Here is an 11950-nt window from a genome sequence, read left to right on the forward strand (position 1 = left end):
CAGCGCCGCATTATACGCGCTCCAGTTTGTCGTGCGATACTTTGGTGAGGCTGGCTTGGGCATAGCCGCCCCCTAAAGCACTCGATTCACCTGAGGAATCCCCCAGGCGCAATTTCGCAACAAAGCCGTAAGGATGAGACACGGCATCTTATGCCTGATTTGACCAGCATCTATCAATATATGGGTCAGATCGAAGCGCGCTTGCGTGAACTTGACCCAACTATTCTCGCTTAGCCAATGCATACCCAACGGCGCATAATTTTGTTCCCCGGCGAAGGCCGGGGTCCAGATCAGAGCGTGGAACTGGACCCCGGCATTCGCCGGGGAACAGCTAAGCAAGCATTTGAGGCCCACCCATGTTGTTGAACATGGCCAAGTGATCGCTGCGAGGGTTTGTCTCTACACTTTCCCCCTCAAGCCGCCCGCCGCACTTCCCCCTGTCCTACATCCCCCAACCCATGCCATGCTCCCCGTCATGCCAAACACGCCTGACCTGCTCCACTTCACCCCCGTCCAGCTGCAACGCCGCGCGCGCGGCTGGACGCCCGACGCGCAACATGCCTTCATCGATGCCTTGTCCCGATGCGGCGTCGTTGCGCAGGCGGCGCGGAGCGTTGGCTGTTCGCCGCGCTCGGCCTATCTGTTGCGGGCGCGGCCGGAGGCGGAAAGTTTCGCCGCCGCCTGGGACTGGGCGATCGAGATGGGGCTGGACGACCAGATGGGCCGCGCCGTGGCGCTGATCCGGGGCGACCGGCGGCAACCGCTGGTGCGCGGTGGCCGCGTCGTCGGCCACTACAGCAAGCCCGACCGCCGGGTCATGCTCGCCGCGCTGCGCGCCCTGTCCGCCTGCACCGATGGCAGCCGCACCATGATGCCGCATAATGCCCGCATCGCCGCCCGCGCGACCGCGCAAACGCCGCCCCCCGCCACAGCCGCCCCTTGTCACAATCGATCCGGCCGACGAAATAAAATGTCGAAATCTGCGGGAAATATGCGAAGTTAAGCGCTGACCACCCCCTTGTCGGAGCCACGCTACATGACCGCCACACGCCGCGATTTCCTTGTCGCCGGTTCCTCCGTCCTCGCCCTGTCGGCCCTCCCCGCCCGCGCCGCGACCGACACGCCCGACGCCCGCGCGCAAGCCACGCTCGCCACCATGGCCGAAGCCATGCTCGCCGATGCCCCGGAAAGCGCCACCGGCCTTGGCCTCGACACCGGCCCCCGCGCCGCGCTCAAAAGCCGCCTCGGCAACAAAAGCCCCGCTGGCCAGGCGCAGATCGCTGCCCATGTCACCGACCGCCTCGCCACCTTGCGCGCCATAGACCTCGCCCCGCTCTCCCCCGCCACCCGCACCGATGTCGAGGTCGCCCGCGCCGCGCACGAACTCGCGGCCGAAGGCTTCGCCTTCCCGTTCGGCGACATGGCGATGATGAACAGCAACTGGTCCTACCGCAACGCCCCCTATGCCGTGGCGCAAAACACCGGCAGCTTCGTCGAAACGCCCGACTTTCTCGACGCCAACCATGGCATCGACACCCCGGCCGACGCCGACGCCTATCTCGCCCGGCTGTCCGCCTATGCCGCCAATCTCGCGGGCGAAACGCAACGGCTGCGCCATGATGCGGGCATCGGCGTCACCGCGCCCGCCTTCCTGCTCGACAAGACATTGGGCCAGATGGCGACGGTCCAGCGCCAGCCGATCGACCAATGGGTGCCCGTCGCCTCGCTCGCCCGCCGCACCGCGTCAATGCCCGGCGACTATGGCGCAAAGGCCGCGAAGATCGTCCGCGATCAGGTCGCCCCCGCGCTCGCTGCCCAGGTCGCCGAACTCACCCGCCAGCGCGCCACCGCCACCATGGATGCGGGCGTGTGGAAACTCCCCGACGGCGAGGCCTATTATGCCTGGGCGCTCAAGGCCGGGACCACCACGACCATGACGCCCGACGAAGTCCATGCGCTCGGCCTCGACCAGCTCGCCGCGTTGCAGGGCCAGATGGACGGGCTGCTCAAAGGATTGGGCCTCACCAAAGGCACCGTCGGCGAACGCATGACCGCGATGGGCAAAGACCCGCGCCACCTCTTCCCCGATGACGACAAGGGCCGCGCCCAGATATTGGCCTATATCGAAGGCCGCCTGACCGACATCCGCACCCGCCTGCCGCGCGCCTTCGCAACGCTCGTCCCCGCCAAGCTGATCGTCAAGCGCGTGCCGGTGGAGATCGAGGCCGGGATGCCCGGCGCCTATGCGGGCGCGGGGTCGATCGACGGCAGCGTGCCCGGCAACTATTATATCAACCTGCGCGATACCAATAGCTGGCCGCGCTACAGCCTGCCCACCCTCACCTATCATGAGGGCATTCCGGGCCATATCTGGCAGGGCGAATATAGCTATAAGCTGCCCCTCATCCGCTCGCTCCTCCCCTTCAACGCCTATAGCGAGGGCTGGGCGCTCTATGCCGAGCAATTGGGCGACGAGCTTGGGGCCTATGACGGCGATGTCGCGGGCAGGCTGGGCTATCTCCAGTCGATCGCCTATCGCTGCTGCCGCCTGGTGGTCGACACCGGCCTCCACGCCAAACGCTGGACGCGGCAACAGGCGATCGACTGGTTCGCCACGACCAACGGGTCGACGGTCGAAGAAGTCCAGGGCGAAGTCGATCGCTATTGCGCCTGGCCGGGCCAGGCCTGCGGCTACAAGGTCGGCCACGGCGAAATCGTCCGCCTGCGCGAAACGGCGAAGACAGCACTAGGCCCGAAATTCGACTTCCGCCTGTTCAACGACGCAGTGGTCAAAAGCGGCGGCGTGCCGATGACCGTGCTGGCCAGCAATGTGGCGGCGTGGGTCGCGGGGCGACGGAAAGGATAAACCTTCTCCCTGCAGGGAGAAGGATACGCAGCCTTACCGAACGCAGTGAGGTTAGGCGCAGTTGGATGAGGGTGTGCCACGACCCGATGGCGCGCCCAACGCCACAAAAAATCCTCCCCTGGCAGGGGAGGTGGCAGGGCGCAGCCCTGACGGAGGGGTGTCGCCCTATCGTGAGGGCGACACCCCTCCACCACCGCTACGCGGCGGTCCCCCTCCCCCTATGGGGGAGGATTAGTGCAACGTCGGCCCGTCAATTACCCCACAAACGCGCGCTCGATCACGAACTGCCCCGGCGCCGCATTCGACCCTTCGGTAAAGCCGTTCGCTTCGAACCAGGCCGCGAACTGCTTGATCATCTCCATGCTGCCGCACATCATGATCCGGTCGGTTTCGGGGTCGAACTTGGCCGGCCCCTCAAGCCCCTCGAACAGCGCGCCGCTCTCGACCAGCTTGTCGATCCGCACGGTGTTGCGGAAAGCCTCGCGCGTCACGGTCGGCACATAATGGAACTGGGTCGCGGCCTGTTCGGCGACCAGCGGATCTTCCGCCAGTCTGCCTTCCAGCTCGTCATGAAAGGCCAGGTCGCTCACCCGGCGCACCGAATGGACGACGACCACCTGCTCGTAAAATTCATAAACGTCAGGGTCGCGCGCCAGGCTCAGGAACGGCGCCAGCCCCGTGCCGGTCGACAGCATGAACAACCGCTTGCCCGGCAACAGCGCGTCGGTGACCAGCGTGCCGGTCGGCTTGCGGCCGAGGTAAATCTGGTCGCCCGGCTCGATCAACTGCAACTTGCTCGTCAGCGGGCCGTCTTGCACCTTGATCGACAGGAACTCCAGTTCCTCGTCCCAGGCGGGGCTGGCGACCGAATAGGCGCGCAGCAGCGGCTTGCCATTCTCACCCTTCAGACCGATCATCACGAACTCGCCCGACCGGAAGCGGAAGCTGGCCGGGCGCGAAATGCGGAAGCTGAACAGATGCTCGTTCCAATGCCGCACCGACAGCACGGTTTCCACCGAGAGGGCACCGGTCGGTTCGAGTACCGGCTTTTCGATCGTCACGTCGTTCAAGACCTTCTTCCTTGCCAAGCCGCCCGCACAGGCGTCGCCAATTGCCGTAGCTAGTTGCGTATCGTTCGCAACAAACAATAAGCATCGCGAATGGAGCCATCGCGGCATGAAGGCAAGGCCAAAAAAACTTGGGGGGCCGATAGCTGACCCCCCGCCAGCGTCAGGCGATCAGCCGAACAGGCCCTTGGCGATCCCGCCCAGTTCGTTCATCGGATTGCCGTCGCCATCGCGGTCGAACAGCCCGCCCAGCTTACCCATGATCGCTTCGGGGCCGCCAAACGATCCCATCAATTCCTGCAGCTTGTCGGCCGACACGCCATGTTCGGCGGCCACCTCGGCCAGCGCCGAAATGCTGGTATCGCCCGACCCGATCTTGGCGCTGATCTCGGTCATCAGGCCCTGCATCTGTTCGGGCGTCATCCCGATCTGCGCGGCCACCGCTTCCAGTCCGCCCATCTTGCCGATCATATCACCAAACATGTCCACTACTCCCGCTGGATGTTGACCGACAGCATAGCATCCCCGCCCCGCCGCCAAAAGCAAAAGAGCCGGAAGGTCACCCCTCCGGCTCTTGCAAAGCTTTCGCTCAGGCCGCAGCCGTTACGCCGTCGTCAGCGCCGCGCTGCGCACGCCTTCATCGACATGCTCTTCGAACTGCGCGAAATTGTCGACGAACTGCTTGACCAGCACGGCGGCGGTTTCGTCATAGGCGCTGGCGTCCGCCCACATGGCGCGCGGGTCAAGGATGGTCGGCTCCACGCCCGCCACCGCGACCGGCACTTCAAACCCGAAATTGGGATCGATGCGGAACTCGGCATCGTTCAGGCTGCCGTCGAGCGCGGCGTTGAGCAGCGCGCGGGTGACCTTGATCGGCATGCGCTTGATGCCGGGCATCGTCGCCTTGCCGCCCGCCCAGCCGGTATTGACCAGCCAGCAGGTGACGCCGCCCTTGTTGATCCGTTCCTTGAGCAGATTGCCATAGACGGACGGATGACGCGGCATGAACGGCGCGCCGAAGCAGGTCGAGAAGGTCGCGGTCGGCTCGGTCACGCCGATCTCGGTACCAGCCACCCGTGCGGTATAGCCCGACAGGAAATGATACATGGCCTGTTCCGGGGTCAACCGCGCGATCGGCGGCAGCACGCCATAGGCGTCGGCGGTCAGGAAGATGATGTTCTTGGGCACCGGCCCCAGATTCTTCTCCGACGTGTTGGGAATGAAGTCGATCGGATAGGAACCCCGGCTATTTTCCGCCAGCGTGTTGTCGTCCAGGTCGATCTCGCGCGTTTCCGCGTCGATCACGACATTCTCCAGCACCGTGCCGAAGCGCTTGGTGGTGGCGAAAATTTCCGGCTCGGCCTCGGCCGACAGGTTGATCATCTTGGCATAGCAGCCGCCCTCGAAATTGAAGACCGCCGTGTCCGACCAGCCATGTTCGTCATCGCCGATCAGCGTGCGCGACGCATCGGCCGACAGCGTCGTCTTGCCCGTGCCCGACAGGCCGAAGAAGACCGCCGTGTCGCCGTTCGGGCCGATATTGGCCGAACAATGCATCGGCATCACGCCCTTGACCGGCAGCAGATAGTTGAGGATGCCGAACACCGACTTCTTCATCTCGCCCGCATAAGCGGTGCCGCCGATCAGGATCAGCTTCTCGGTGAAGTTGACCGCCACCACCGTCTCGCTGCGGCAACCATGGCGGGCCGGGTCGGCCTTGAAGGTCGGCAGGTCGATGATCGTATATTCCGGCGCGAAGTCGGCTAGTTCCTCGGCACCCGGACGCACCAGCAGCGTGCGGATGAACAGATTATGCCAGGCGCGCTCGTTGATGACGCGCACATTGACGCGATGTTCGGGCTGCGATCCGCCGAAAAGGTCGGCGACATAGAGCGTGTCCTTTTCGCCCAGCGCCTTGAAGAAGTCCGCCTTCAACGCCGCGAAATGCTCCGGCGTCATCGCAACATTGGTGCTGCCCCACCAGACCGTCGATTCGGTCTCGGCATCGCGGACGATGAACTTGTCCTTGGCCGATCGGCCGGTATGCTTTCCGGTCTTGACGACCAGCGGGCCGTCCTTGGACAATATGCCCTCGCCATTGCGGATGGCCGCTTCGACCAGCGGGGCGGTGCCCATATTCCAGAATTGGGTGGCATGGGTGGAAATGCCCTGGTCTGCCAGGGTGAATGAGGATTTGGCCTGCACGCCTTTGCTCCTGAATATGAATGCCGTGTCGCACATATATTGTTCTTTGCGACCGATCCGCCCCTATGCGCCGTTTGTCTATATCACGGCGTCATCCTCGCAGACCGACATGGCAATAGGGTGTTGGACCAAAATCGTCAAATCCCTGTCACACAGGCTTTGTCCCGAATATCGACGGTTATGCCGCATCGCCGCCGTCACCCGCTTTCTTGCAGGCGCGCGCCGCATGGTCTAACGCTCTGCCCCACTTGGATCAGCTGGGAAACCGCATGACTGCAACCATCGCCTTGGTGGATGACGACAAGAATATCCTGACCTCCGTCTCGATCGCGCTTCAGTCGGAAGGCTTCATGACGCGGATCTATTCCGATCCCGAAGGCGCGCTCAAGGCGTTGCTGGACAATCCGGCGGATCTGGCCGTCTTCGATATCAAGATGCCGCGCATGGATGGTCTGGAACTGCTGCGCCGCCTGCGGGAAAAGACGCAGATGCCGGTCATCTTCCTGACGTCCAAGGCGGACGAGCTGGACGAGGCGCTGGGCCTCGCCATGGGGGCGGACGATTATATCGCCAAACCGTTCTCGCAGCGGCTGCTGATCGCACGCATCCGCGCGATCCTGCGCCGGGCCGAAGTGCGCGGCGCGCCCGACACACCGGACCAGCCGGTCGCTGATCCCATCATTCGCGGGCGGCTGGAAATGGACCCGGCGCGCCATCGGGTGAAGTGGAACGGGCAGGACGTGACGCTGACCGTCACCGAATTTCTGATCCTCGAAACGCTGGCCGCCCGCCCCGGCGTGGTCAAGAACCGCAACCAGTTGATGGACGCCGCCTATCAGGACGACGTCTATGTCGATGACCGCACGATCGACAGCCATATCAAGCGGCTGCGCCGCAAATTCCGCGAGGTGGATTCCGATTTCAACGCAATCGACACACTCTATGGCGCCGGCTACCGCTTCTCCGAAGAAGGATGACGCACCCATGGCGATGCGCTGGTCGGGGCGGCTCAGCCTCACGCCGCGCATCCTGGCGGTCAATGTCTTTGCGCTCGCGCTGCTAGCGGGCGGCTTCTTCTATCTCGACAGCTATCGCACCCGGATCATCGATTCGCGGCTGGAACAATCGGCGCGCGAACTGAAGCTGCTGGCGATCAGCTTGGAAAATGCCCCGGCCGACCGCCACGACGCCCTGATCGCCGCCTATGCCCGCCAGACCGGCGACCGGGTGCGCCGCTACGCGCCCGGCGGTGGGCTGATCGCCGACAGCTTCACCATGGACGCACCGCGCTATCGCCTGCGGTCGCCGTCGGAAGAGGAATGGCAACGCCATGTCGCCCGCTTCCTCGACAAGGCGGTGGACCGCATCGTTTCGGCCAGCCGACCGCCCGATTTCGTCGAACCGGCGGTGGACCGCGCCAATGCCTGGCCCGAACTGCTGCTGGCGCGCAAGACCGGCAAGCCGACCGCGATGAACCGCTACGCGCCCGATCGCACCTTCATGATCTCGGCGGGCGCCTCCGTGCGGGACGGCACCGCCCTGCTCGCCACCGAAAATGCGCGCGACATCACCCGCACCGTGCGCGCCGAACGGCTGCGGCTTGGCCTCGTTCTTGCCGTCGCCATGCTGGCCTCGACCCTGCTCTCGCTGTTCCTGGCCCGCACCATCGTCCAGCCGCTCCAGCGCCTCGCCCGCGCCGCCGTCCGCGTTCGCCTCGGCCGCGCGCGCGAAGTCACCGTGCCACGCCTGCCCGAACGGCGCGACGAGATCGGCATGCTGGCCCGCGCCCTGTCCGACATGAGCATTGCCCTGCGCCAGCGGATCGACGCGACCGACGCCTTCGCCGCCGATGTCAGCCATGAACTCAAAAACCCCATTGCCTCGCTCCGCTCCGCGCTCGATGCGCTCGACCGGGTGGACCGGCCGGACCTGCGCGCACAATTGATGGCCATCGCCCAGGATGATGTCCGCCGCCTCGACCGGCTCGTCACCGACATTGCCGAAGCCTCGCGCGTCGATGCCGAACTGTCGCGCACCCGGTTCGAACCGATCGACCTTGGCCTGCTGATCGAAACCATGGTCATCGCCCGCGAAGCGCGCGGCGTGCCCCGCGGCGTCCGCCTCGCCTTCGCCCGCCCGCGCAAGAATGTCGCGGTGGTGCTGGGCGAGGAGCAGCGGCTGGTCCGCGTCCTCGACAATCTGATCGACAATGCCATCTCCTTCTCGCCCGACGGCGGCCTTGTCCAGATCATCGCCACCGTCGCCGACGATCAGGTGCTGGTCAGCGTCGAGGATGAAGGACCAGGCGTCCCCGTCACCGAGCGCGAGCATGTCTTCCGCCGTTTCCACAGCGTCCGGCCGGAGGGGGAGAGTTTCGGCAAGCATAGCGGGCTTGGCCTCGCCATCGCCCGCTCCATCGTGGAGGGACATCAGGGCCGCATCAGCATCGGCGACCGCGAGGATGCGCAGCAGGGCGCCCGCTTCATCCTGCGCCTGCCCATGGCGGTCGCGCGCGACCCCGGCATCGCGTCCGAATAACGCCGCGTCCCCGCATGGGACGCGCGCCACCAATGTCGTTTGCATGACTGCCAACACAGGGTAGAAGGGCCGCCGACTTATGGCCCGCGCATTGTCCTCCGAAACGCTGCATGCGACCAGCGTGGCCATAGAAGGCCGCGCCCTGTTACTGTGCGGCAAAAGCGGCATCGGCAAGTCCGACCTTGCCCTGCGCCTCATCGATCGCGGCGCGACCCTGATCAGCGACGACTATACGCTGCTCAAACGCGTCGACGGCCAGTTGCTCGCCAGCGCGCCGGAACGGATTGCGGGCCAGATCGAGATACGCGGCATGGGCATCGTCACCATGCCCCATGTCGATGATGTCCCCGTCGCCCTGCTGATCGACCTGTTCGACAAGGTCGACCGCATGCCGCTCGAACCCCTGCTGCGCACCATAGCAGGCCTGCCGATCCCGGTCTGGAAGGTCGCCCCGTTCGAAGCCTCCGCCGCGATCAAGGTCGAATGGCTGCTGCGCGCGGTGCCGATCGCATGACTCTCTCCCACCCCAAATCCATCCTCTTGCTGTCGGGCCTGTCGGGCGCGGGCAAGACCACCGCGCTCAAGACGCTGGAGGATATGGGCTGGGAAGTGGTGGACAATCTCCCCCTCGTCCTGCTCGACCGGCTGCTCGACACCCCCCTGCCCGCTGGCTATGCGGGCGAGGATGAGCGGCCATTGGCGCTCGGCATCGACGCACGCACCCGTGGCTTCGACGCCGGTGCCATCGTCCGGCGGATCAAGGCCCTGCGCGAACGCCATGGCCATGATGTCGAAACCCTGTTCCTCGATTGCTCCGACAGCGAATTGGAGCGCCGCTTCGCCGAAACCCGCCGCCGCCACCCGCTCGCGCTCGATCGCCCCGCCGCCGACGGCATCGCCCGCGAACGCGAACTAACCGAAGCGCTGCGCCGCTGGTCGACTCAGGTGATCGACACCACCAGCTTCACCAGCAACGCCCTGCAACAGGAAATCCGCAGCCGCTTTTCGCGCGAGCGGCTGTCCGATCCGGTGCTGACCATCCTCTCCTTCGGCTTTTCGCGCGGCGTGCCCCGCAATGCCGATCTGATGTTCGACATGCGCTTCCTGCGCAATCCGCACTGGGACGAAACCTTGCGCCCGCGCACCGGCCTCGACCCCGACGTCGCCGCCTATATCGCGGCTGACCCGGCCTATGAGCAGGCGGTGAGCAAGATCGAGGATCTGCTCGCCACCCTGCTGCCGCGCTATGCGGAGGGCGGGAAAGCCTATATCACCATCGCCTTCGGCTGCACCGGCGGCAAGCACCGCTCGGTCCATGTTGCCGATCGTGTCGCACGCTACTTGCAAGATGCGGGCTTTTCGCCCACGGTCCTGCACCGCAATATTGAATCGACGCCGCAGGATAGTCTGGAGAAGCGTCGTCCGGGAGGCCCGAAAGCAACGTCATGAAGCAGGTGGGCCGCAAAAGCAGATGATCGGACTCGTACTCGTCACTCATGGGTCGCTCGCGACCGAATTTGTCGTCGCGATGGAACATGTCGTCGGCCCCCAGCAGCAGATCGAAACGATCTGCATCGGGCCGGAAGACGATATGGAACTGCGCCGCGCGGACATCGCGACCGCGGTGGCGCGCGTCAATGATGGCAGCGGCGTCATCCTGCTCACCGACCTGTTCGGCGGCACCCCTTCCAACCTTGCCATCTCGCTGCTGAAGGCCGGCGAGATTGAGGTGATCGCAGGAATCAACCTGCCCATGCTCATCCGCCTGGAAAGCGCGCGCAAAGTCATGGACGTGCGCGCCGCCGTCGCCGCCGCGCGCGAAGCAGGCCAGAAATATATCAGCGTCGCGTCGGAACTGTTGGGCAGCACCACATGAATGAAATCAGCCAGGAAGTGCGTATCAGCAACAAGCGCGGCCTCCACGCCCGCGCCAGCGCCAAATTCGTGACCCTGGCGAGCGGCCTGCCCGCCGACATCATCGTCAGCAAGGATGGCAGCCACGTCACCGGCACCTCGATCATGGGCCTCATGATGCTGGGCGCCGCGATGGGCGACAGCATCACCATCAAGGCCACCGGCCCCGAAGCCCTCGATTCACTCGGCAAACTTGTAAGCCTGGTCGAGGACAAATTCGGCGAAGAGTGAAGCCCTGGGGCAAAAGGCGGGCGACATTGTACGCCCTGCCGGCTTGGCGGAGGGGCAGCGAGACCTAGGCGCGCAGCGCCTTAGTCGCAGCGGGGTGGGCCAACGCACCCTCGCGCAAGCCCACCCCCTACCTTTCAGGGAGGAGCGTTTCTGGCTGGGTTGGTGGGAAGCGGATTGCGAGCAGCTGCCAATACGCCGTTAAAAGCGGGTAAACATCCTAGCCGTCATGCCAGCGCAGGCTGGCATCTCAGGCGGAGGCGTGGAACCGTTGGGCTTGGCACTTGTCGCAACGCCATCGCGCCATCTCCTGAGACCCCAGCTTTTGCTGGGGTGACGGTAATGGGTGGTTAGGGGACGGTCAGCTTTTGGCATAGTTTGGGCTAAAATAAGACAGTACCTCGCTTCCTTAGCTAAGCGATTTTGGTAATGGCGCAAACTGACGCGCAAAGGTGAGCAAAAGCCTAGCCGCCTCTTCGTAGGTTTTGTCGCAGCCGGTCGCACTCGTACCGGATTTTGTTACAGGCCCGTTGCGTCGCTCAAATGCGTATGACACGCCATCCGTGCAAGAACGATCTCCGCCCTCATACTGTTGGGTTATGGCGTCAAATTGTTGCATCACCTGATCGAATTCGGCGGGCGGCGCTTGAAAACGAAAGGTTGTTCGCTTTTCAGTCCAGTCGTCTTGCGGATTAAACACGACTACTATGCCTTCAGCTACCCCATCACGCCTAAGCATAGCCAGTGCATAGGTAATATCCTGCAATGCTGGATCTACCCCGACGCGCACGGAATTTGATCCCAAAGCTGAAATTGATGGCAGCGCCCCCAGTCGAGTGATAGCGCCGCTCGTTGCATTATTTACCGATTTGTTTTCCAGCAGCGTGCCATTGTAAACGCGCGATTCAGAGCGACGGTCGGCGCGATACTCTTGAGATTTCCACCATGCAGCGCCAGCCATTACCGACAACCACACTACCTCGACAACAATGAGCGCGGTGCAAATGTAGCCAATACGGTGCAGCCAACGGAGTTTTGGTGAGACGCTCTCGATCATCCGCTGATGCTGGGGCAATGACCGCAATCAGGCAAGCCCATGCGCGTCTCAAATGGCAAACTCTGGTCGCTTCAA

Annotated in this window: 12 protein-coding genes; 8 read left to right on the forward strand and 4 right to left on the reverse strand. The window is 64.1% G+C overall.

Features of this window, described 5'->3' with window-relative positions; translation table 11 throughout:
* Nucleotides 1–475 precede the first annotated feature (475 nt).
* Together SxD43FB_RS16740 and SxD43FB_RS16745 are read left to right on the forward strand one after the other, a co-directional pair.
* Complete coding sequence (locus SxD43FB_RS16740; protein WP_176482819.1) at nt 476–1003, forward strand: hypothetical protein; 528 nt, start codon at nt 476–478, stop codon at nt 1001–1003.
* Nucleotides 1004–1036: 33 nt separating this feature from the next.
* Nucleotides 1037–2866, forward strand: a complete 1830-nt coding sequence (locus SxD43FB_RS16745) for a DUF885 family protein (protein ID WP_096063174.1) — start codon at nt 1037–1039, stop codon at nt 2864–2866.
* Between the two features lie 254 nt (nt 2867–3120).
* Here SxD43FB_RS16745 and SxD43FB_RS16750 read toward each other — a convergent pair whose 3' ends face one another.
* The 3 genes from SxD43FB_RS16750 to SxD43FB_RS16760 all read right to left on the reverse strand — a co-directional run bounded on the left by SxD43FB_RS16750 (nt 3121) and on the right by SxD43FB_RS16760 (nt 6138).
* Entirely contained in the window at nt 3121–3936 is an 816-nt protein-coding gene (locus tag SxD43FB_RS16750; protein WP_096063175.1) for a ferredoxin--NADP reductase, read from the reverse strand.
* Nucleotides 3937–4104: 168 nt separating this feature from the next.
* Nucleotides 4105–4416, reverse strand: a complete 312-nt coding sequence (locus SxD43FB_RS16755; RefSeq protein ID WP_081912948.1) for a hypothetical protein — start codon at nt 4414–4416, stop codon at nt 4105–4107.
* Between the two features lie 120 nt (nt 4417–4536).
* Nucleotides 4537–6138, reverse strand: coding sequence for a phosphoenolpyruvate carboxykinase (locus SxD43FB_RS16760; protein WP_096063223.1), 1602 nt, complete (start codon nt 6136–6138; stop codon nt 4537–4539).
* Between the two features lie 269 nt (nt 6139–6407).
* On the opposite strand from SxD43FB_RS16760, the gene SxD43FB_RS16765 reads away from it, so the two are divergent.
* The 6 genes from SxD43FB_RS16765 (at nt 6408) to SxD43FB_RS16790 (ending at nt 10821) form a co-directional block, all read left to right on the forward strand.
* Nucleotides 6408–7115 carry a response regulator transcription factor gene (locus SxD43FB_RS16765; RefSeq protein ID WP_037479073.1) on the forward strand — a complete coding sequence of 236 codons (708 nt, stop codon included), beginning with the start codon at nt 6408–6410 and terminating at the stop codon, nt 7113–7115.
* Nucleotides 7081–8676, forward strand: coding sequence for an ATP-binding protein (locus SxD43FB_RS16770; RefSeq protein WP_096063176.1), 1596 nt, complete (start codon nt 7081–7083; stop codon nt 8674–8676). Before SxD43FB_RS16765 ends, SxD43FB_RS16770 begins: the two co-directional genes overlap by 35 nt.
* A gap of 79 nt (nt 8677–8755) precedes the next feature.
* Nucleotides 8756–9190 carry an HPr kinase/phosphatase C-terminal domain-containing protein gene (locus SxD43FB_RS16775; protein ID WP_096063177.1) on the forward strand — a complete coding sequence of 145 codons (435 nt, stop codon included), beginning with the start codon at nt 8756–8758 and terminating at the stop codon, nt 9188–9190.
* Nucleotides 9187–10125 carry an RNase adapter RapZ gene (rapZ, locus tag SxD43FB_RS16780; protein WP_096063224.1) on the forward strand — a complete coding sequence of 313 codons (939 nt, stop codon included), beginning with the start codon at nt 9187–9189 and terminating at the stop codon, nt 10123–10125. The genes SxD43FB_RS16775 and rapZ overlap by 4 nt, the downstream gene beginning before the upstream one ends.
* 22 nt (nt 10126–10147) lie before the next feature.
* Nucleotides 10148–10552 carry a PTS sugar transporter subunit IIA gene (locus tag SxD43FB_RS16785; protein WP_037477253.1) on the forward strand — a complete coding sequence of 135 codons (405 nt, stop codon included), beginning with the start codon at nt 10148–10150 and terminating at the stop codon, nt 10550–10552.
* On the forward strand, nt 10549–10821 hold the full coding sequence (locus SxD43FB_RS16790) for an HPr family phosphocarrier protein (protein WP_096063178.1): 273 nt from the start codon (nt 10549–10551) through the stop codon (nt 10819–10821). The genes SxD43FB_RS16785 and SxD43FB_RS16790 overlap by 4 nt, the downstream gene beginning before the upstream one ends.
* A gap of 406 nt (nt 10822–11227) precedes the next feature.
* Here SxD43FB_RS16790 and SxD43FB_RS25955 read toward each other — a convergent pair whose 3' ends face one another.
* A complete protein-coding gene (locus tag SxD43FB_RS25955; RefSeq protein ID WP_255245774.1) occupies nt 11228–11875 on the reverse strand; it encodes a hypothetical protein in 648 nt (215 codons plus the stop codon).
* Between the last annotated feature and the right edge of the window lie 75 nt (nt 11876–11950).

Origin of the sequence: Sphingobium sp. D43FB, assembly GCF_002312805.1 — a bacterium.
Lineage (GTDB): Bacteria > Pseudomonadota > Alphaproteobacteria > Sphingomonadales > Sphingomonadaceae > Sphingobium.